Annotated in this window: 3 protein-coding genes (1 of these 3 cut by a window edge); all 3 read left to right on the top strand. The window is 72.8% G+C overall.

The genetic code is table 11. From position 1 onward, the window contains the following. The first annotated feature begins 4 nt into the window (after nt 1–4). Complete coding sequence (locus CP978_RS29120) at nt 5–1,687, top strand: phytoene desaturase family protein (protein WP_043445729.1); 1,683 nt, start codon at nt 5–7, stop codon at nt 1,685–1,687. A 350-nt stretch (nt 1,688–2,037) separates the two neighbouring features. After that, the gene (locus CP978_RS29110; protein WP_150478336.1) at nt 2,038–16,314 is read left to right on the top strand and encodes a non-ribosomal peptide synthetase; all 14,277 of its coding nucleotides are present in this window, start codon (nt 2,038–2,040) and stop codon (nt 16,312–16,314) included. Continuing rightward, nucleotides 16,311–23,987 carry the 5' portion of a non-ribosomal peptide synthetase gene (locus CP978_RS29105; protein ID WP_052454351.1) on the top strand. Its footprint extends 6,498 nt past the window's final position, so the window shows 7,677 of its 14,175 coding nt (coding positions 1–7,677); it begins with the start codon at nt 16,311–16,313; its stop codon lies off the right edge, out of view. The genes CP978_RS29110 and CP978_RS29105 overlap by 4 nt, the downstream gene beginning before the upstream one ends.

Below are 23,987 nucleotides of genomic sequence, written 5' to 3'. Positions count from 1 at the left end.
TGCCATGAGCGACGAGCAGCGGCTCGCGGCCGACTGGACCGCCATCGTGGTCGGCAGCGGCATGGGCGGTCTGACCTGTGCCGCGTACCTGGCGGTGGCCGGCCACCGGGTGCTGGTGCTCGAACAGGCGGGGGTGCTGGGCGGCAACAGCCATGTCTTCCGGAGGCGTTCGGCCTATGAGTTCGACGCCGGGGTGCACTACATCGGTGACTGCGGGCCCGACGGCGTGCTGCCGTCGATCCTGCGGGGGCTGGGGCTGGGCGACCGCGTCGCGTTCCGTGAGATGGACCCGGACGGATTCGACGAGATCGTCCTGCCCGGACTGCGGATGTCGGTACCCGTCGGCTGGGACCGCTATCTCGAACGGCTCATCGAGGCGCTGCCGGCGGACGAGGGCGGCCTGCGCGAGTTCGTGGCGGTGTGCTCGGCGGTCGGTGCGGAGATGCGCTGGACCCTGCTGTCCGCGGTCGGCGCCGATCCGGCCGAGGTGCTGCGCCGCACCCCCATGGCGATGGCCTGGGGCCGCCGGACGCTGCACCAGCTGTTCGAGCACTGCGGTCTGTCCGCCACCGCGCGCACCGTACTGGCCGCCCAGGCGCTCAACTACGGGATCGGCCCCGAGGAGGCCACGGTCGGCATGCACGCCAGTGTGACCGACCACTATCTGCGGGGCGCCGCCTATCCGGTAGGCGGGGGCCAGATGCTGGCCGCGTCGCTGACCGAGGCGATCACCGGCCACGGCGGCACGGTCCGGGTCGGGCAGCGGGTGGACCGGGTGCTGGTCGAACAGGGCCGGGCGTGCGGTGTCGTGCTGGACACCGGGCAGGAGCTGCGCGCGCCGGTCGTGGTGTCCAACGCGGACTATGTGCGTACCGTCCGGGAGCTGGTCGGCGAGGAGCACTTCCCGGCGTCGATCGGGAAACGGGCCAGGACCGCGGTGACGGGCTTCCCCCTGGCGGTGCTCTATGTCGGGCTCGACCGGGAGCTGCCCGGCAGGACCGGGGCCAACCTGTGGTGGCACGGGAACACGGATGTCGAGGAGGCGTTCCGCGGCCTGGCGGACGGCCGGTTCGACGAGCCGTCGTCGGTGTTCGTCTCCTTCGCCTCGGCCAAGGATCCGCACACCGCGGCCATCCGGCCGCCCGGGCACGCCAACTTCCAGGTGATGGCGCTGTGTCCGCGGTCCCTGGAGGCATGGGGCGCGGAGGCCGCCTCCGAGAACGGGGGGCGGTACCGCCGTGATCCGGCCTACCTGGCGGAGAAGGACAGGGTCACCGAGGCGATGCTGGCCACCGCGGAACGCGCACTCGGCCCGTTCCGCCGCTATGTGACCCATCTGGAGCTGGCCTCCCCGGCCACTCAGCGCCGCTACACCCGTTCGACCGGCGGATCGCCCTTCGGCCTGGCCCGCTGGGGCGGCACGGGCGCCAGGCCGGACACCCGGACCAGCGTGACCGGCCTGTATGTGGTGGGGCAGGGCACCCGCTACGGCAGCGGGATCACCGGTGCCGCGGTCAGCGGTATCGCCTGCGCCGGGCAGATCCTCGGCCGCCCGCTCCTGCCGGAGGTGCACGCGGGTGCGGTGCTGGGAGACCCCCGGATGCTTCCCGCTCGCGGTGCCGACTGGGACCCGCTGCGCCACTGCGGCGGCCGAGCTCCCCGCGGCACCCATGCCATTCCGCAGTAAGAGCTCCGAACAAAAGTGGGGTCCGATCAGCGGGCGGTGTCCGGTGCGTGCGATCGCAAGGCGCCGGAAGGTCCTTGTAGCGGAGCTACCAGGGCCTTCCGGCAACGCGGCGAGCGTGCGTGCCGGGCGCCGCCCGCCGGGCGCCACTTTTGTTCGGAGCTCTAAATGCTCGAACGACCTGCGGCGATGGTTTATCGAGGCTTCTTATAAGGCCGTTCCGGGAAGCCGGGTGCTTGGTAACGTCCAAGCCCAGGGCGGATTCTTCCCGCCCGCTCGGCACCATGCGCCGAATCAGTGTGGCCCACGGGGCTGTCTTCACCGTTTTTCCGTCTCAAGGGGAGTGAGTAGTCGTGCCACAATCCGGTGATCTCCGGCTCCCTCTGACGCCGGCCCAGTCGGGCATTTGGTTCGCGCAACGGATCGACTCCGCGAACACGGTCTACAACATCGCCGAGTACCTGGATATTCAGGGACCGGTCGATCCGGACCGTTTCGAGACCGCGCTTCGTCGGGTGGTCGACGAGACCGACGCACTGCGCGTGCGATTCGTCGAGGACGGTGAAATTCCCGGGCAATGGATACGGCCCACCGTCGGCTTCCCGTTCCCTGTCCTGGATATGTCGGGCGAGACCGATCCCGTCGCCGGGGCGCGGGCATGGATGGACGACGACCGTGCCCGGCCCGTGGACCTGTTCGGCGACCGGCTGTTCGCCTTCGCCCTGTTCAAGGTCGCCGCGGATCGCTGGTTGTGGTATTTCCGTGTCCACCACATCGTGCTGGACGGTGCCGGGGTGGCCATGTTCGTGCCGAGGGTGGCCGAGGTCTACTCGGCGCTGACGGCGGACGAACCGGTGCCGGCCAGTCCGTTCGCATCCCTGCGAAGCCTGGTGGACGCCGACCGGTCCTATGTCGATTCCGCGGACCACGCCGAGGACCGTGCGTTCTGGACCGAGCACCTGGCCGGCGCGCAGCCCCCGGTCAGTCTCTCCGGCGGCTCGCAGCACCTGCCCCGCGAGGTGATCCGCCGCAGCGAGGAGCTCGGCGCCGACGGGATCGAGGCGCTCCACGGCCTCGCGCGCGAGGCCGGGACCGGCTGGCCGACCGTGGTGGTCGCCGCTCTCGCCCTCTATGTGGGGCGGCTCACCGGAAGCGACGAGGTGGTCATCGGTCTGCCGGTCGCCGCGCGTCGGGGGAAGGGACTGCGGAATGTCCCGGGCAGCGTGTCCAATCTGGTCCCGCTGCGGCTGGGCGTCCGGCCCGACGCCCGGGTGAGCGACCTGCTCGCCGCCGTCTCCGCCGAGATGCGGGGGGCCGTGCGCCACCAGCGGTACCGGCACGAGGACATCCGGCGCGACCTGAGGCTCGGCCCCGATCAGCATCTGATCGGACCGCATGTCAATCTGGTCCTGTTCGACTACGAGCTGGCCTTCGCCGGGCATGCCGCGACCGTGCGCAACCTGCCGGGAGGTCCGATCACGGACCTCGCGATCGTGGTGGACACCCGCTCCACCGACGGCGGGCTGCGCTTCGACTTCGACGCCAACTCCGCGCTGTACGACGAGGAGTCCCTCGCCGCGCACCAGCGCCGCTTCCTCGGCCTGCTCTCCGCGCTGTGTGCCGCGGACCCCTCGACACCGGTCGGACGGCTGGACACCGCCACGGCCGACGAACGCGCACGGGCGCTCGTCCGGCCCGCCCCCGTCGACGTCCCCGCCGAGGCCCCAGTCGCCGCGACGCTTCCTGAGCTGTTCGAGCGGGTGGCCGCCGAGCACCCCGAGCGCACGGCCGTGACGGCCAACGGCACCGGCCACAGCTACCGGGAGATCAACGCCAGGGCCAACCAGCTGGCCAGGGTGCTGATCGCCCGGGGCGCCGGCCCGGAGCGGTTCGTCGCGCTCGCGCTGCCCCGCTCGGTGGAGACGGTGGTCGCGCTGCTGGCCACCCTCAAGGCCGGCGCCGCGTATCTGCCGCTGGACCCGGCGTATCCCGCCGAGCGGATCGCATACATGCTCGCGGACGCCGCACCGGACCTGGTGCTGACCGACACCGCGCACGCGCGGCTCCTGCCGGACACCGAGAACGTCACGCTGCTGACGCTCGACGACACCCGCACCGTCGCGGAGCTGGCCGGTCAGCCGACCGATGACATCACCGACGCGGAGCGGGCCGCCCCGCTCGGCCCCCGGCATCCGGCGTACATGATCTACACCTCCGGGTCCACCGGCCGGCCCAAGGGCGTGGTGGTCCCCCACCGGAACGTGCTCCGGCTGTTCACCGCCACCCGGCAGTGGTTCCACTTCGGGCCCGAGGACGTGTGGACGCTGTTCCACTCCTACGCCTTCGACTTCTCGGTGTGGGAGATCTGGGGCCCGCTGCTGCACGGCGGCAGGCTGGTCGTCGTACCCCACGAGGTGAGCCGCTCGCCGGAGGAGTTCCTGCGGCTGCTGGCCGAGGAACGCGTCACGGTGCTCAATCAGACCCCGTCCGCCTTCTACCAGCTCATGCAGGCCGACGAGGAACACCCCGGGCTCGGCGGCGGGCCGGCGCTGCGGTGCGTGGTGTTCGGCGGCGAGGCACTGGACCTGTGGCGGCTGGAGCGCTGGTACGCCCGGCACCCGGAGGACGCGCCGGTCCTGGTGAACATGTACGGCATCACCGAGACCACGGTGCATGTCAGCCATGTGGCGCTCGACCGGCGTACCGTCGGCGCGTCGCGGGGCAGCGTGATCGGCTCCCCCATCCCCGACCTCGGGATCCGTCTGCTGGACGGCGCCCTGCGGCCGGTGCCGCCCGGAGTGGCCGGTGAGCTGTATGTCTCCGGCGACGGGCTCGCCCGCGGCTATCACGGACGTGCGGAGCTGACCTCGCACCGGTTCGTCGCCGACCCGTTCGGACCTCCCGGCACCCGGATGTACCGCACCGGCGACATCGCCCGCTGGAACACCGCGGGCGAGCTGGAGTTCGTCGGCCGGGCGGACCAGCAGGTGAAGATCCGCGGTTTCCGGATCGAGCTGGGCGAGGTCGAGGCCGCCGTGGAGAGCGCCGCCGAGGTCGCCCGCGCCGCGGTGATCGTCCGTGAGGACCAGCCGGGGGACATGGGGGTCCCCCCGGCCGGAGGCTGGGGGAGGCTGGTCGCCTATGTCACGCCGGCCGGCGACCGCGGCAACCTCGACCTCGGCGCGCTGCGCGAGGCGATGCACGCCGCGCTGCCGGAGCACATGGTGCCCTCGGCGTTCGTGGTGCTGCCGCGGCTGCCGATCACCGCCAACGGCAAACTGGACCACAAGGCGCTGCCGGAACCGGAGTTCGTGGCCGGCTCGGCCGGGCGCGCCCCGCACACCCCCGCCGAGGAGGTGTTGTGCGGGCTGTTCGCCGAGGTCCTGGGCGTGCCGGGCGTCACCGTCGACGACAACTTCTTCGACGTGGGCGGCCACTCCCTGCTGGCCACCCGGCTGGTCAGCAGGATCCGTTCGGTGTTCGGCGTGGAGCTGCAGATCCGGACCCTGTTCGAAGCGCCGACCGTCGCCGCCCTGGCGGAACGCGTGACCTGCGGCGACAACGCCCGTTCCGGTGTCTCCGCCGGGCCCCGCCCGGCGGAGATCCCGCTGTCCTACGCCCAGAACCGGCTGTGGTTCCTCGACCGGCTGGAAGGGCCTCATTCGGCCTACAACATCCCGCTGGTGCTGCGCCTGTCCGGGCCCCTGGACAAGGACGCGCTGCGCGCGGCGTTCGGTGACATGCTGGCCCGGCACGAGAGCCTGCGCACCGTCTTCCCCGATGTGAAGGGTGTTCCGAGCCAGGTCGTGCTCGACCCGGAGGCGGCCGCGATCGAGCTGCCCACCTCGGCGATCAGCGCCGAGGAGCTGCCCTCGGCGCTGGCCGCCTGCGCGGCCGGGGCGTTCCATCTGGCGGCCGAACTCCCGTTGCACGTCGATCTGTTCTCGCTCGGCGAGGAAGAGCATGTGCTGTCCGTCGTGGTGCATCACATCGCCGCGGACGGCTGGTCGCTGGGGGTGCTGGTCCGCGATCTGTGCACGGCGTACGCCGCCCGGCTCCGGGGAGGGCGACCGGACTGGCGGCCGCTGCCGGTGCAGTACGCCGACTACACGCTGTGGCAGCGCGATGTGCTCGGCGACGACCGCGACCCCTACAGCACCATGGCACGCCAACTCGCCTTCTGGCGCTCGGAACTGGCCGATCTGCCGTCGGAGATCGCGCTGCCCGCCGACCGGCCCCGGCCGGCCGAGGCGGACTACCGGTCCGATGTGGTCGAACTGCGGCTGCCGGCCGATCTGCACCGCGGTCTCGCCGACCTCGCCCGGCGGACCGGGACGACGCTGTTCATGACGCTCCAGGCCGGACTGGCCTCGCTGCTCTCGGTGCTAGGCGCCGGCTCGGACGTGGTGCTGGGCAGCCCGATCGCGGGCCGCACCGATGACGCCCTGGACGATCTGATCGGCTTCTTCGTCAACACGCTGGTGCTGCGGACCGATCTGTCCGGTGACCCGACGTTCCGGGAACTGCTGGGCCGGGTACGGGAGTCGGACCTGGCGTCCTACGCCCATCAGGACGTGCCGTTCGAGCGTCTCGTCGAGGTGCTGAACCCGGAGCGTTCGCTGTCCCGCCACCCGCTGTGCCAGGTGCTGTTCTCGCTGCAGAAGAAGCTGGACACCACCGTGGACTTCCCCGGCCTGCGAGCGGTCGCCGAGCCGGGCGCACGCACCAGGGCCAAGTTCGACCTGTCCTTCGAGTTCAGCGAGTGCGCCGACGACACGGGAGCACCGGGCGGTGTCGACGCGGTCGTCGAGTTCCGTACGGATCTCTTCGACCGGTCCGGTGTGGAAGTGCTCGGCGACCGTCTGGTGCGTCTCCTTCGGGCGGTCGTCGCCGAACCTGATGTCCCGGTGCGGGCGGTCGACGTGCTGTCGATGCCCGAGCGGCGGCGGCTGCTGCACGAATGGAACGACACCGGGTGCGAGGTTCCCACCGGGAGCACCCTGGTCGATCTGCTGGAACGGGCGGCGGCGGAGCACCCGGACGCGGTGGCGGTGTGCGACGGACCGCGGTCGCTGACGTACCGCGCACTGCACGAGTCCGCCAACCGGTGGGCACGGGAGCTGATCGCCCGGGGCGCGGGCCCCGAGCGGGTGGTCGCGCTGGGCATGCCGCGTTCCGCGGAGCTGATCGTCGCGCTGCTGGCGGTGCTCAAGTCCGGTGCGGCGTATCTGCCGGTGGACCCCGGCTATCCCGTGGAGCGCGTCGCGCTGCTGCTGTCGGACGCCGATCCGGCGCTGCTGATGAGCACCGCGGGCGTGCTGGCCGGATGGCCGCAGGAGGTCCTCGGACAGGTGCCGACGCTGGCGCTGGACGACCCCGCGACGGTGGAATCGGCCGCGGCCCGCTCCCGGACGAACCCGGTGGACGAGGACCGGCCGGCGCCGCTGCGGCCGGAGAACGCCGCCTATGTCATCTACACCTCGGGCTCGACCGGGACGCCCAAGGGCGTGGTGGTGGAGCACCGCAACGCGGTCAACCTGGCCATCTGGGCGGCGCGGGAGATCGGTGCGAAGGCGCTGTCCCGGACGCTCGCGTCGACCTCGCTCAACTTCGATGTGTCGGTCTTCGAGATCTTCGGACCGCTGACGGTCGGCGGACGCATCGACGTGGTGCGCGATCTGCTGGCGCTGGCCGAGCGGGAGGACGGCTGGTCGGGCAGCATGATCAGCGCGGTGCCGTCCGCGCTGGCCCAGCTGATCGGCCAGGACGACGTCTCCGCCTCGGCCGGGCTGGTGGTGCTCGCCGGTGAGGCGCTCACCGGCCGCGCGATGGCGGACATCCGCACCGCCATGCCGGGGGCGCGCATCGCCAACATCTACGGCCCGACCGAGGCCACGGTGTACGCGACCGCCTGGTACTCCGACGGCGGGCCCGCGGAGCCGTTGATCGGCCGTCCGGTCTCCAACACCCAGGTCTATGTGCTGGATTCCTCGCTGCGGCCGGTTCCCGCCGGTGTCGCGGGTGAGCTGTACCTGGCGGGGGCGGGCCTGGCGCGCGGCTATCTGGACCGGCCGGCCCTGACCGCGCAGCGGTTCGTGGCCAGCCCCTTCGGCGCGCCGGGTTCCCGGCTGTACCGGACCGGCGACGTGGTGCGGTGGACCGCCGACGGTCAGCTGGCCTATCTGGGGCGCAGCGACGAGCAGGTGAAGGTGCGCGGTTTCCGCATCGAGACCGGCGAGATCGAGTCGGTGATCGCCGAGGACCCCGCCGTGGCGCAGGTGGTGGTGATCGCACAGGAGGACCAGCACCACCACAAACAGCTGGTCGCCTATGTGGTGCCCGCCGCCGGACGCGAGGCCGACATCCCGCGCCTGCGTGAGCTGGTGGCCGACACCCTGCCCGGCTATATGGTGCCGGCGGCCTTCGTCACCCTGCGCAGACTGCCGCTCAACCCCAACGGCAAGCTCAACCGCGGCGCCCTGCCCGCCCCGCAGTTCGCCGGCGACCGGGAAGGCCGAGGGCCCCGTACCCCGCAGGAGCAGGTGCTCTGCGGTCTGTTCGCGGAGATCCTGGAGCTGTCCTCGGTCGGCATCGACGACAGCTTCTTCGACCTCGGCGGTCATTCGCTCATCGCCAACCGGCTGGTCATCAGGATCCAGGCGGTGCTCGGCGTCGATCTCGCGGTGCGTGATCTGTTCGAGGCGCCCACCGTGGCCCGGCTGGCGGAGCTGGTGGCGCGCGCCGGGAGGGCCAGGCCCCGGGTGGCCCCGATGGAGCGCCCGGCCGAGCTGCCGGTGTCGTTCACCCAGCAGCGGCTGTGGTTCCTCAACCGCCTGGAGGGCCCGAGCCCGACGTACAACCTCGGTGTCTCCCTGCGCTTCACCGGACAGATCGACCGTGACGCCCTCCAGGAGGCCCTCCACGACGTGCTGGTCCGGCACGAGAGCCTGCGCACGGTCTTCCAGGACCACGACGGGGTACCGGTCCAGCGGATCGTGGCCCCCGACCGGGCCCGACTGCACATCCCGGTGACCGAGCTGACCGAGCCCGAACTGGACGCGACCCTGACCTCGGCCGCCCGCCGCGGCTTCGACCTGGAGAGCGAACTGCCCGTCCGGGCCGAGCTGTTCGTGCTCAGCCCGACCGAGCAGGTGTTCCTGATCCTGGTGCACCACATCGTGGCGGACGGCTGGTCGTTCGCGTCGCTGGTGAGCGACTTCTCCCGCGCCTACACCGCGCGGCGCTCGGCACACGCCCCCGAGTGGACGCCGCTGCCGGTGCAGTACGCCGACTACGCCCTGTGGCAGCGGGAGGTCCTCGGCGACATCGAGGACCCCGACAGTGTGCTGGCGCGGCAGATCGACCACTGGAGGTCCACGCTGGCCGGTCTGCCGGATCAGCTGGACCTGCCGTCCGACCGGCCCCGTCCCGCGGTCCCCAGCCACGGCGGCGGATTCGTCCCGATCACCGTCCCGCCCGAGGTGCACGCCCGGCTGCTCGAGATCGCCCGCGCCAGTGGCGCCAGCCTGTTCATGCTGATGCAGGCCGCGCTGGGCGCGCTGCTGCACCGGATGGGCGGCGGCACGGACATCCCGATCGGCACCTCGGTCGCCGGTCGCAACGACGAGTCGCTGGTCGACCTGATCGGCTTCTTCGTCAACACCCTGGTCCTGCGCAACGATCTGAGCGGCGACCCGACGTTCCGTCAGTTGCTCGGCAGGGTGCGCGAGGCGGACCTGTCCGCCTACGCCCACCAGGAGGTGCCCTTCGAGCTGCTGGTCGAGACGCTCAAGCCGGAGCGCTCGCTCTCCCGGCATCCGCTGTTCCAGGTGCTGCTGAACTTCGAGAACACCCCCGAGATGGAGCTGGGCTTCTCCGGGGTGCGCACCCGTCTGCACCCGGTGAACACCGAGGTCGCCAAGTTCGACCTGTCGTTCTCCCTGCGCGACCGGTACGCCGACGACGGGGCGCCCGCCGGTGTCACCGGTCTGCTCAACTACAGCAGCGACCTGTACGACCGCGGCACGGCCGAGGACATCTCCGCCCGGCTGAGCCGCCTCCTGGAGTCGGTCGCCGCCGATCCGGCGCAGCGGATCAGCGAGCTGGACCTGCTCGGCGAGGCCGACCGCCACCGGATCCTCGCGCTCGGTGTCGGTGAGATCCGCGAGGAGGTTCCGCCGACGTTCGTCGAGCGGTTCCAGCAGCAGGTCGCGAAGACCCCGGACGCGGTCGCGCTGCTCTGCCGGGGCGAGGAGGTGACCTACCGCGAACTCGACGAGCGTGCCAACCGGTTGGCCCATCATCTGATCGCGCGCGGGGTGGGGGCCGAGGACTGGGTCGCGGTCGCCCTGCCGCGCACCCCGCAGTTGGTGGTCGCCCTGGTGGCCGTCCTGAAGGCGGGCGCCGCCTATCTCCCGCTCGACCCGGACTACCCGCCGGAACGCATCGAGTACATGATCGAGAACGCCTCGGCCATGCTGCTGCTCACCGACGGCACCGTCGGTGCGGCCGTACCGCACTTCGACGACCTGCCGCGGCTGCTGCTGGACGACGCGGACACCGTCGAGGCCCTGGCCGGCCGCCCGGTGACGGCGCCGACCGACGCCGAGCGCCGGTATCCGGTGCACCCGCACCACTCCGCGTATGTCATCTACACCTCCGGTTCCACCGGGCGCCCCAAGGGCGTGCTGACCGAACAGCACTGCCTGAGCGACTATCTGCGCTGGAGCACCTCGGGCTACCCGAGCGCCTCGGGGGCCGCGGTGCTGCACAGCCCGATCTCCTTCGACCTGACGGTGACCGCGCTGTACACCCCGCTGTCGGTGGGCGGCACGGTGATCCTGGCCACCCTGGACGACGGCGATCCGCGGACCCTGGCGGACCTGGAGCGGACGCCGTGCACCTTCCTCAAGGCCACCCCCAGCCATCTGCCGCTGCTCGAGGCGCTTCCCGACGCGTTCTCACCCGGCCGCGAGCTGATGCTGGGCGGCGAGCTGCTGCTCGGCGAGACGCTCACCGAGTGGCGCTCGCGCCACCCCGGGGCGCACCTCTACAACGGCTACGGGCCCACCGAGACCACGGTCAACTGCACCCAGCATGTGATCAGGGCCGGCGAACCCGTCGGCAGCGGACCGCTGCCGATCGGCCGTCCCATGCCCAACACCTGGCTGTATGTGCTGGACGAGTCCCTGCGGCCGGTGCCGATGGGGGTGGCCGGTGAGCTGTATGTGGCGGGCGAGGGGATCGCCCGTGGCTATCTGCACCGGCCGACGCTGACGGCCGAGCGGTTCGCGCCCAACCCGTTCGGCCCGCCCGGCTCCCGTATGTACCGCACCGGCGACATCGTGAAGTGGCGGCCGGACGGCGAGCTGTACTTCCTGCGGCGCGTCGACGACCAGGTCAAGATCCGCGGTTTCCGGGTGGAGATCGGTGAGATCGAGAACGCGCTGCTGCGCCGGACGGGCGTCGCCCAGGCCGCCGTCGTCCTGCGGGAGGACGTGCCGGGCGACCAGCGCCTGGTCGCCTATCTGGTGCCGGACGGCCCGCTGGACCGGGCCGAGGTCGCCCGGGAGGTGGCCGGGGACCTGCCGGACTACATGGTGCCGGCGGCCTATGTGGTGCTGGACGAGCTGCCGCTCAGCCCCAACGGCAAGGTCGACCGGCGAGCCCTCCCGGCGCCGGACCACTCCACCGTCGGCACCGCCGCCGGCCGCGCTCCGCGGACCCCGCAGGAAGAGCTGCTGTGCGGTCTCTTCGCGCAGATCCTGGGCGTGCCCACGGTCGGGGTCGACGACAACTTCTTCGACCTGGGCGGCCACTCGCTGCTGGCCACCCGGCTGGTGAGCAGGGTCCGTTCGGTCCTCGGCACGGAGCTTCCGATCCGCGCGCTGTTCGAGAGCCCGACCGTGGCCGCCCTGGCCGGATCGCTGCCCGGGGCGCCGCAGGGCCGGAAGGCACTGACCGCGGCCCCGCGGCCGGCGCTTCTGCCGCTCTCCCACGGCCAGCGGCGGCTGTGGTTCCTGAACCGTCTCGAGGGTCACAGCGCCACCTACAACCTCCCGATCGCGCTGGAGCTGGACGGTCCGGTGGACGTCTCCGCGCTGCGCTCGGCGCTCGGCGATGTCGTCGCCCGCCATGAGTCGCTGCGCACGATCTTCCCCGAGCGGGACGGCACTCCGTACCAGGTGGTGCTGGACCCGTCGGTCGCCGCACCGGAGTTCACCGTGCTCGACGTCCCGCCGCACGAGCTGGACGGGGAGCTGCGGCGCATCGCCGGGCAGGGCTTCGACCTGACGGTCGAACTGCCGCTGCGGGCCGCCCTGTTGCGGACCGGCGAGGGGGAGTCGGCGTTCGTGGTGGTGATGCACCACATCGTCGTCGACGGCTGGTCGACCGGGCCGTTCGGCAGGGACCTCGCCACCGCCTACGGCGCCCGGTGCGCCGGCACGGCACCGCGGTGGACGCCGCTGCCGGTGCAGTACCCGGACTACATGCTCTGGCAGCGCTCCGTGCTGGGCGACGAGGACGACCCGGACAGCGTGGCCGCACAGCAGACGGCCTACTGGCGCGAGGCGCTGGCAGGGCTGCCGGACGAGCTGAGCCTGCCGGTGGACCGACCGCGCCCCGCGACCCCCTCCTACCGGGGCGACTGGGTCACCTTCCGGCTGGAGCCGCGGCTGCACCGGGATCTGGCGGCCCTCGCCCACCGGTGCGGGGTCAGCATGTTCATGGTCCTCCAGGCCGGCCTCTCGGTGCTGCTGCACCGCCTGGGCGCGGGCACCGACATCCCCCTGGGTACACCGATCGCGGGCCGTACGGACGAGGCGCTGGACGATCTGGTGGGCTTCTTCGTCAACACCCTGGTGCTGCGCAACGACCTGTCCGGCGACCCCGGCTTCACCGAGCTCCTGGACCGGGTGCGGGAGACCGACCTGGCCGCGTACGCCCACCAGGACGTGCCCTTCGAGCGGCTGGTCGACGTACTGAACCCCGAGCGGGTCATGGCCCGTCACCCGCTGTTCCAGGTGATGGTCAGCCTGCACAACAACCCCGAGGCCGACTACGACCTCCCCGGGGTGTCCGCGCGGCGCCGGATGCTCGATCTGAACACGGCCAAGTTCGACCTCAACATCAATCTGCGCGAGCTGTTCGACGAGGGCCGGACACCCGCCGGGATCGAGGCGGTCGCCGAGTACAGCACGGATCTGTTCGACCACGACACCGTGGTGGGGCTGGCCGAGCGGTTCACGCATCTGTTGGAACGGCTGTGCGCCGAACCCGACCGTCCCGTCGGCGACCTGGACGTCCTGACGCCCGTGGAGCGCACCCGGCTGCTGGACGACTGGAACGCCACGAACGCCGACTTCGGTCCGCACTCGCTGGTGGAGGCGATCGAGGCGGCGGCCGCCCGCACCCCGGACCGGGTCGCGGTCGTCACCGCCGACGGTGAGACCGGCTACGGCGAACTGAACGCCCGGGCGAACCGGCTGGCGCGATACCTGGCCGACCGCGGTGCCGGTCCCGAGGTCCGGGTCGCGGTGAGCCTGCCGCGCGGAACGGACCTGGTGACGGCCCTGCTGGCGGTGCTCAAGTCCGGCGCGGCCTACATACCGCTCGACCCGGCCTACCCGGCCGAGCGGGTGCGGCACATCCTCACCGACGGCTCGCCCGCCCTGGTGCTGACGACCTCCGGGCTCGCCCGCGAACTGCCCGTGCCGGCGGGGGCCGAGACGGTCGCCGTGGACGACCCGGCGTTGCGGGCACGGATCGCCGCGCTGCCGGGCACCGATCTGCCGGGCACGGCGCGCGGCGACCACCCGGCCTATGTGATCTACACCTCCGGTTCCACCGGCCACCCCAAGGGCGTGGTGGTCACCCGGGCCAACATCGCCAACTTCGTGCGGGACATGGGCGAGCGGCTGCCGGTCACCGACGCGGACGTCCTGGTGGCGGTCACCACCGTCGCCTTCGACATCGCGGGGCTCGAACTGTACGTGCCCCTGGTCGCCGGGGCCCGGCTGGTGCTCGCCGCCACCGAGCAGGTGCGGGACGTCGACGAGCTGGCCAAGCTGATCACCGGCATGGGTGCCACCCTGGTCCAGGCGACACCGACGCTGTGGCAGGCGCTGGTGTCCTCGCACCCGGACGCCCTCGCCGGGCTGCGGGTCCTGGTCGGCGGCGAGGCGCTGCCCGCCGGGCTGGCCGCCCGGCTGCGCGAGCTGTCCGCCGGCGTACGCAATCTGTACGGCCCCACCGAGACCACGGTGTGGTCCACCACCGCCGAACTGGACGACCGGCCCGGCGCGCCGGTGATCGGCCGGCCGATCGCCAACACCCGGGTGTACGTTCTGGACGCCCGGCTCGCGCCGGTGCCGGCCGGCGTCGCGGGTGACCTGTATCTCGCCGGTGACGGCGTGGCCCGCGGCTATCTGGACCGGCCCGGGCTGACCGGCGAACGGTTCGTGGCGGACCCGTTCGGCCCCGTCGGCACCCGGATGTATCGCACCGGCGACATCGCCCGCTGGAACACCGCGGGCGAGCTGGAGTTCGTCGGACGGGCCGACGACCAGGTCAAGGTGCGCGGTTTCCGTATCGAGCCGGGCGAGATCGAGGCCGTCCTCGCCACCCACCCGGCACTGGCACAGGTCACCGTGGTGGCCCGGGAGGACGGCGAGGGGAACAAGCGCCTGGTGGCCTATCCGGTCGCGGCGCCCGGACGGGAGGTACCGGCCGCGGCCGAGCTGCGGGAGCACGCGGCACGCGTCCTGCCGGACCATATGGTCCCGGCCGCGTTCGTCGCCCTCGACGCCCTGCCGCTGACCCCGAACGGCAAGGTGGACCGCAAGCTGCTGCCGGCCCCGGACTTCGCGGTGCTGGTCGGCGACGAGCAGCCGCGCACCCCCCGCGAGGAAGTGCTCTGCGAGGTGTTCGCCGAGGTGCTCAGCCTGCCCTCGGTGGGCGTCCGCGACAGCTTCTTCGACCTCGGCGGCGACAGCATCGTCTCGATCCGGCTGGTCGGCCGCGCCCGGGCGCGGGGGCTGAGGATCAAGCCAGAGGACGTGTTCGTCCACCGGACCGTCGAAGGGCTCGCGTCGGTGGCGACCGACGTCCCCGACCTCGTCGTCGAGTCACCCGACGCCGGTGTCGGCGGTGTCCCGCTGCCCCCGGCCGCGCACGCGCTCCGGGAGCGGGGCGGCCGGGTCGGGGCGTACCACCAGTCGCTGCTGCTCGATGCCCCGGCCGATCTCGGCGTCGGCCGGCTGCGCGAGCTGGTGGCCGTGCTCACCGACCGGCACGACGCGCTCCGGCTGCTGCTGGACCACCAGGAGAACGGCGAGGACGGCGCCCGGTGGAGCCTTCAGGTGCGGCCCACCGGCACGGTGGACACCACCGGGTGGGTCACCCGTGTGGAGGTCGCCGGACCGGACGCGGACGATTCGGCCGCCGTGGTGTCCGAGCACACCGGGCGGGCGGCCGAAGGCCTCGACCCGGAGACCGGAGACATCGCCCGGTTCGTCTGGTTCGACGCCGGGCCCGGACGGCAGGGCCGGCTGCTGGTGGTGCTGCACCGGCTGGCCGTGGACGGGGTGTCCTGGCGCATCCTGCGCACCGAGCTGGCCGCCTGCTGGCGTGTGCTGACCGGGGAGGCCGAGGCCGCCCCAAGGCCGGCCGGCACGTCCTGTCGCCGCTGGGCCCAGCAGTTGGTGGCCGCGGCGCAGGACCCGGAGCGCGAGCGGGAACTCGACGGGTGGAAGGCGGCGCTCACCGCCGCGGAACCACGGCTCACCGAGCGGCCGTCGCGCCCGGGGCCGGACGCGCCCGACGTCACGGGCACGCTGCACCGCACCCTGCCGGCGCACCGGACCGGACCGCTGCTCGACCGGGTGCCCGCCGCGTTCCACTGCGAGGTGGAGGACGTGCTGCTCACCGCCCTGGCGCTGGCCGTCCCGCACTGGCGGCGCCGGCAGCTGCGGGACCACCTCGGCGGCACCAGCGTGCTGGTGGACCTGGAGCACGACGGACGCGAGGCGTTCGCCGAGGGCCAGGACCTCTCCCGCACCCTGGGCCGGTTCGCCTCGGCGCACCCGGTGCGGCTGGACGCCGGTGCCGTCGACCGGTCCGAACTGACCGCGGGCGGCACGGCCGTGGGCAACGCCGTCAAGGCGGTCAAGGAGCAGCTGCGCGCGGTGCCGGACGGCGGTGTCGGCTACGGCATGCTGCGGTACCTCAACCCGCGTACCGCCCCCGTGCTGGCCGAACTTCCCCCGCCGGACATCGGCTTCACCCACCTCGGCAGGTTCGACGGGGCCGCGCCCGGCGAGTGGCCGGTGTCCGCCGGACCCACCGAGCGGGCGCCGGGGGCAGGGCACGCGCTGGAGCTGACCACCTCGGTCGTCGACGGTCCCGAAGGGCCGTGCCTGACCGTGGCCTGCGCCTGGCCGGGCGAGCTGTTCGGCGAGGCGGCCGTACGTGAACTGGTCGACGACTGGTTCCGCGCGCTGGATGCCATCACCACCCGTTCCCGGGCCGCGGACGCCGGCGGGCACACCCCCTCCGACCTCTCCCTGACCGGTCTCGACCAAGGCGACATCGACGTGCTGGAAGCTGACGGAAGGTACTTCTCCTCATGACGAAGCCGGGGTTCCAGGACGTCCTTCCGCTCTCTCCCCTCCAGGAAGGCCTGCTCTTCCACACCGTCTACCACGAGCGCTCGCTGGACATCTACACGGCGAGACTCTGCCTCGACCTCGAAGGCGAGCTGGACGCCGGGGCGTTGCGGGAGTCGGTGTCGGGGCTGCTGCGCCGGCACCCCAATCTGCGGGCCGCCTTCCGCTATGAGCGGCTCAGCCGCCCGGTGCAGCTGATCCCGCGCGAAGTACCCCTGCCCTGGCAGGAGTTCGATCTGCGCGACCTGCCCGAGGAGGAGCAGACGGTACGGCTGCGGGAGCTGACCGAGGCCGCGTCGGACCGCACCTTCGACCTGGCACGGCCGCCGCTGCTGCACTTCACGCTGATCCACCACGGCGAGCGCGCCCACCGGCTCGTCATGGCGCACCATCACATCCTGCTGGACGGCTGGTCGGTGGGCCGACTGATGACGGACCTGTTCACGCTGTACGGCGCGGGCGGCGACGAGTCGGCGCTGCCGCCGGTGACGCCCTACCGCGACTACCTCGCCTGGCTGGCCGGACAGGACAGGACCGCGGCGGAGGAGGCGTGGCGGGCGGTACTGAGCGGCGTCGAGGAGCCGACCCGGCTGGTGTCCGACGACCGGCTGCGCACCCCGGTCGCGCCCGAGCGCCTGCTGGTGGAGGTCCCGGCGGGGCTGACCCGTGAGCTGACCGCGGCGGCCCGGGGACAGGACCTGACCGTCAACACGGTCTTCCAGGGCGCCTGGGCGCTGGTCCTGAGCCGGCTGACCGGCCGCACCGACGTGGTGTTCGGCGGCACCGTCTCCGGACGTCCGGCGGACCTCCCCGGTGTGGAGAACATCGTCGGTCTGTTCATCAACACCCTGCCGGTGCGGCTGCGCCTCGACCCGTCGGAGCCGGTGGGCGAGATGCTGGCGCGGTTCCAGCGGCAGCAGGCCGGGCTGATGTCCCACCAGCATCTGAACCTGCCCGATGTGCACGCCCTGGCGGGGGCGTCCGGCGAACTGTTCGACACCATCACCGTCACCGAGAACTACCCCTTCGACGAGCAGGGGTTCCGCGAGCTGGCCGGGCTGACGATCGTCGGGGCGCACGGCGCGGACGCCAACCACTACCCGCTCAGTGTGGCCGCGCTGCCCGGCGAGACGCTGCGGATCCGTTTCGGCTACCGGCCGGACGTCTTCAGCCCGGCGGACGTGGAGGTGATCGGCGCCCGTCTGGTACGGATGCTGGAAGCGGTGGTGCGCGACCCGTCCTGCCCGGTCGGCCGCTTGGACGTGCTGGCCCCGGAGGAGCGCGAGGACATCCTGCTCCGGCGCAACGACTCGGGAGGCGAGCGTCCGAGGACGCTGCCGGAGCTGTTCGCCGAGCGGGTCGCCCTGGCCCCGGGGGACCCGGCGGTCGTCTGCGAGGACACCACGCTGTCCTACGCCGAGCTGGACCGCCGCGCCGACCGGCTGGCCCACCACCTCGTCTCCGCCGGGGTCCGGCCCGAGCAGTATGTGGCCCTGGCGCTTCCACGGTCCGTGGACCTCGCCGTCGCCGTACTCGCGGTGCACAAGGCCGGGGCGGCGTATCTGCCGGTGGACCCCGACTACCCGGCCGAGCGCATCGCCCAGATGCTCGACGACGCACGGCCCGGAGTCGTCCTCACCACCACGGCCGTCGCCGCCGGCCTGCCGGCCGGTGACCGCTCCCTCCTCATGCTGGACGACCCCGCCACCGCGGCGCGCATCGCCGCCGCCCCCGACGACCGCGCCCCCGCCTCGGGCCTGACGGTCGATCACCCCGCCTATCTCATCTACACCTCCGGCTCCACCGGCAGGCCCAAGGGTGTCGTGGTCACCCATCGCGGCATCGCCTCCCTCGTCGCCGCCCAGCGGGAACGCTTCGAGGTGGGCCCCGGCAGCCGCGTCCTGCAGTTCGCCTCCCTCAGCTTCGACGCCGCCTTCTGGGAGCTGGTGATGGGCCTGCTCACCGGCGCGGCCCTCGTCCTGGCCCCCGCCGAGCGGCTCCGCCCCGGGCAACCGCTGGCCGACCTCGTCGCCGAGCAGCGCGTCACACACGCCACCATCCCCCCGGCCGCCCTCGCCGTCCTCGACCGGGACGCCCTGCCCGAGGGCATCACCCTGGTGGTCGCCGGCGAGGCCACCGCGCCCGAACTGGTGGGCCGCTGGTCCCCCGGCCGCCGCATGATCAACGCCTACGGCCCCTCCGAGACCACCGTCTGCGCCACCATGAGCGCCCCGCTCGCCGGGGAGGTCGTACCGCCCATCGGCGGCCCGATCACCGGCGCCCGGGTCTACCTGCTGGACTCCGCGCTGCGCCCGGTGCTGCCCGGGGTCCCCGGCGAGCTCTATGTCTCCGGAGCGGGCCTCGCCCGCGGCTACCTCGGCCGTCCCTCGCTCACCTCCGGGCGTTTCGTCGCCAACCCCTTCGAGGGGCCCGGCGCCCGGATGTACCGCACGGGAGACATCGCCACCTGGGACCAGGAGGGACGGCTCGTCTTCGGGGGCCGCGCCGACAGCCAGGTGAAGCTGCACGGCTTCCGCATCGAGCCCGGCGAGATCGAGTCGGTGCTGACGGCCCAGGACGGCATCGCGCAGGCCGCTGTGATCGTCCGCGAGGACCGGCCGGGCGACCACCGGCTGGTCGCCTATCTGGTGCCGGAGGCCGGCGCCGCCGCGCCGGGCGTGGCCGGGGTGCGCACCGCCGTCTCGGACGCGCTGCCGGCCCATATGGTGCCCGCGGCGTTCATGGTGCTCGACGAACTCCCGGTGACGCCCAACGGGAAGCTGGACAAGCGGGCACTGCCGGCCCCCGACTTCTCCGGGGTGGCCTCCGGCCGCACCCCGCGGACCCCCCAGGAGGAGATCCTGTGCGGGCTGTTCGCGGAGATCCTCGGGGCGTCCGTCGTGGGCATCGACGACAGCTTCTTCGAGCTCGGCGGCCACTCGCTGCTGGCGACCCGGCTGGTCACCCGGATCCGCTCGGTGTTCGGTGTGCGGCTCTCGTTGCGCAGCCTGTTCGAGTCGCCGACGGTGGCCGGGCTCGCCGGGCTGCTCACCCCCGACGGGCCGGTGGCCCGGCGGATCGAGCCGGTGCCGCGCCCGGACGATGTGCCGCTGTCGCTGCAGCAGACCAGGCTGTGGTTCATCAACCGGTTCGAGGGCCCGAGCCCGGCCTACAACGTGCCGATGGCGGCCCGGCTGACCGGCCCGCTGGACGTGGCGGCGCTGCGCGCGGCGCTGGCCGATGTGGCGCGGCGGCACGAGTGCCTGCGCACGGTCTTCCCGGACCGTGACGGCACGCCCTGCCAGGTCGTGGTGGACACCGTCCCCGAACTGCGGGTGACCGATGTCGACCCGGCCGGTCTGGCGGCGGCGCTGGCCGGGGCCGCCGGCGAGGGCTTCGACCTGACCGCCGAGCCTCCGGTACGGGCGCGGCTGCTGCGGCTGGGCGACCAGGAGCATGTGCTGCTGGTGGTGATGCACCACATCGTGATGGACGAGTGGTCGGCCGTACCGTTCGGCCGCGATCTGTCCGCCGCCTACGGCGCGCGTCGCGACGGCGGTGCGCCGTCGTTCGAGCCGCTCCCGGTGCAGTACGCGGACTTCGCCCTGTGGCAGCGTGAGGTGCTCGGCAGCGAGGACGACCCGGACAGCGCGGTCTCGCGGCAACTGGCCTTCTGGCGCGAGACGTTGTCCGGGCTGCCGGACGAGCTGAACCTGCCGGTCGACCGGCCGCGTCCCGCGGCCCCCTCCTACCGGGGCGGCACGGTCGGCTTCCGGATCAACCGGGAGGTCCACCAGCGTCTGGTCGCGCTCTCCCGTACCTGTCAGGCCAGCGTGTTCATGACGTTGCAGGCGGGCCTCTCGGTACTGCTGCACCGGCTGGGCGCCGGAACCGACATCCCGCTGGGCACCCCGATCGCCGGGCGCGGCGACGAGTCGCTGGACGATCTGGTCGGCTTCTTCATCAACACCCTGGTGCTGCGTACCGACCTCTCCGGGGACCCCGACTTCCGGGAGCTGCTCGGCCGGGTGCGGGAGGCGGACCTGGCCGCCTACGCCCACCAGGAGGTGCCGTTCGAGCGGCTGGTCGAGGTGCTCAACCCCGGCCGGTCGATGTCCCGGCACCCGCTGTTCCAGGTGATGCTCACCCTGCACAACAACCCGACCGCGCCGTTCCGGCTGCCGGGCGTGGAGGTCGGCACGCAACGCGTCGACACCGGGGTGTCCAAGTTCGACCTGCTGTTCAGCCTGCGCGAGAGCTACACCGCCGACGGGCGTCCCGGCGGCGTCGAGGGCTTCGTGGAGTACGGCGCGGACCTGTTCGACGAGCCGACCGCCGAGCGGATCGCGGCGGCCTTCGTGCGGGTGCTGGAAGGCGTCGTCGCCGAACCGGCCCGCCCGGTGAGCAAGGTCGACGTACTGGACCCGGTGGCCCGCCATGAACTCCTGGTGACCCGCAACGACACCGAGCACCGGGTGCCGGCCGCCTCGCTGCCCGCGCTGTTCCAGGCCAGGGCCGCGGAACGCCCGGACGCCCCCGCGCTGGTGTGCGGCGACGAGGAGCTGACCTACGCCGAGCTGAACGCGCGGGCCAACCGGCTCGCCCGGCTGCTGATCGGCCGGGGCATCGGTCCGGAGCACATCGTGGGTCTCGCCCTGCCCCGCTCGGTGGAGCTGATCGTCGGTCTGCTCGCCGTGCTCAAGTCCGGCGCGGGCTATCTGCCGGTCGATCCGGAGTACCCCGCCGAGCGGATCGCCTTCATGCTGGCCGACGCCGCTCCCCGGCTGCTGCTGTCCACCACCGGGGTGGCCGGCCGGCTGCCCGCCGGGCCGACGCTGACACTGGACGACCCGGATGTACGGGCCGAACTGGCCGCGCTGCCGGACACCGACCCCCGCGACGACGAGCGGACCGGTCCGCTGCTGCCGCAGCACCCCGCCTATCTGATCTACACCTCCGGCTCGACCGGCCGCCCCAAGGGCGTGGTCATGCCCGGCGCCGCGCTGGTCAATCTGATGTCCTGGCACGCCGCGCACCTCCCCGCCGAACCCGGCGCCAGGACCGCCCAGTTCACCGCGATCAGCTTCGACGTCTCGGCCCAGGAGATCCTCTCGGCGCTGCTCGACGGCAGGACGCTGGTGGTGCCGGACGAGGAGACCCGGCGCGACCCGGCAAAGTTCGCGCGCTGGCTGCGGGAGGGGAACGTCACCGAGCTGTACGCGCCGACCATGATGCTGGACGCCCTCGGCGAGGCCGTCGCGGAGCACGGCACCGACCTGCCGGACCTGCGGCATGTCGCGCAGGCCGGTGAGGCGCTGGTGCTGGGCGACCGGGTGCGCGAGCTGTGCGGCGCAGTCCCGGAGCGCGTACTGCACAACCACTACGGCCCGTCCGAGACGCATGTGGTCACCGCGCACACCCTGCCCGCGGACCGGTCGGCCTGGCCCCGGGGCGGCGCGCCGATCGGGCGTCCGGTGTGGAACACCCAGGTGTATGTGCTGGACGCGGCCCTGCGACCGGTGCCGGACGGTGTCGGCGGCGAACTGTACATCGCGGGCGTCCAGTTGGCCCGCGGCTACCACGACCGTCCGGGCCTGACCGCGGAGCGGTTCACGGCCGATCCGTTCGGGCCGCCCGGCGCGCGGATGTACCGCACCGGCGACCTGGTGCGCTGGAACCGCGACGGCGAGCTGGAGTACACCGGCCGCGCGGACCATCAGGTGAAGATCCGCGGTTTCCGGATCGAGCCGGGCGAGATCGAGGCCGTGCTGCGCGCCCATCCCGGGGTGGCGCAGGCCGCCGTGGTCGCCCTGGACGACGGGCGCGGCGGCCGCCGGCTGGTCGGCTATGCGGTGCCGGTGGCCGGCACGGTCGGGCGGACGGAGCTGCGCGCGCATGTCGCGGCCGCGCTGCCGGACCACATGGTGCCCGGGACGTTCGTGCTCCTGGACGCGTTCCCGCTGACCCCCAGCGGCAAGCTGGACCGGGCCGCGCTGCCGGTGCCCGAGGCCGAGGCGCCCGAGGGACGCGCCCCGCGCGGTCCGCGGGAGGAGATTCTCTGCGGCCTGTTCGCCGAGGTGCTCGGCGTGTCCTCGGTCGGCGTCGACGACGACTTCTTCGCCCTCGGCGGCCACTCTCTGCTGGCGACCAGGCTGGTCAGCAGGATCCGCTCCACGCTGGGTGTGGAGGTGGCCGTACGGGACGTCTTCGAGTCCCCCACCGTGGCGGGCCTGGCCGGAAAGACGTCCGGCGCGGCGGGAGCGCGCGCCGCGGTCCGCGCGATGCCCCGCACGGAGCTGGTCCCGCTGTCGTTCGCGCAGCGCCGGCTGTGGTTCCTCAACCGTCTCGAGGGCCCCAGCTCCACCTACAACCTGCCGCTGGCCGCCCGGTTGACCGGCCCGCTCGACATCGAGGCGTTGCGGGCCGCGCTCGGTGACGTGGTGGCCCGGCACGAGAGCCTGCGCACCACGTTCCCCGAGATCGACGGCACACCCCGTCAGTCGATCGCCCCGGCCGGGCAGTCCGCTCCCGTCTTCGTCGTCTCCGAGGCCGACGAGGCCGGTCTGGACGCCGCCCTGGAGGAGGCCGCCTTCCGCGGTTTCGACCTGGCCGGTGAACTGCCGGTGCGGGCGCATCTGTACCGGCTCGACCGGGACCGTCATGTGCTGCTGATCGTGATGCACCACATCGCGGGCGACGGACTGTCCATGGCGCCCATGGCGCGCGACCTGGCCGAGGCGTACGGGGCCCGGCTGGAAGGCCGCGCGCCCGACTGGACGCCGCTGCCGGTGCAGTACGCGGACTACACGCTGTGGCAGCGCGAGGTGCTGGGCAGCGAGACCGAGCCGGACAGCGAGATCGCCCGGCAGCTGGAGTTCTGGCGGACCTCGCTGACCGGGCTGCCGGACGAGCTGCGGCTGCCCGCCGACCGGCCGAGGCCCGCGGTGGCCAGTCACCGGGGCTCCACGGTTCCCTTCGCAGTCCCCGCCGAACTGCACGACCGGATGGCGCGGTTGGCCCGGCGGACCAGGACCAGCCTGTTCATGGTCGGCCAGGCGGCGCTCACCGCGCTGCTGACCCGGCTGGGCGCGGGCACCGACATCCCGCTGGGCACCCCGGTCGCCGGCCGCGACGACGAGGCGCTGGACGAACTGGTCGGCTTCTTCGTCAACACCCTGGTGCTGCGCACCGACACCGGCGGCGACCCGAGCTTCGCCGCACTCCTCGACCGGGTCCGGGAGAACAACCTCGCCGCCTACGCCCACCAGGAGGTGCCGTTCGAGCGGCTGGTGGAGGTGCTCAATCCCGAGCGCTCGCTGGGCCGCCATCCGCTCTTCCAGGTGTGGCTGAACCTGCAGAACACCGCCGACGTCGAGATCGGCCTGCCCGGTCTGGAGATCGGCGCACAGGGCGTCGGCATCGGCGCCGCCAAGTTCGACCTGGCGTTCAGCCTGCGGGAGCGCTACGACGAGCAGGGCGCGCCGCTCGGCATGACCGGCCTGGTCGAGTACAGCGACGACCTGTTCGACCCGGAGACCGTCTCGCGCATGGCCGACCGGCTGCTGCGCCTGCTGGACGCCGCCTGCGCCGCCCCGGACCTGCCGATCAGCCGCCTGGAGGTGCTCTCCCCGGCGGAG

It is taken from the genome of Streptomyces nodosus (assembly GCF_008704995.1).
Taxonomy (GTDB): domain Bacteria; phylum Actinomycetota; class Actinomycetes; order Streptomycetales; family Streptomycetaceae; genus Streptomyces; species Streptomyces nodosus.
This window is presented reverse-complemented; position numbering and strand designations above follow the sequence as displayed.

What these genes read in the sequence shown, in the direction of transcription:
- CP978_RS29120 (WP_043445729.1), top strand. Translation starts at nt 5, where the DNA reads ATGAGCGACGAGCAGCGGCTCGCGGCCGACTGGACCGCCATCGTGGTC.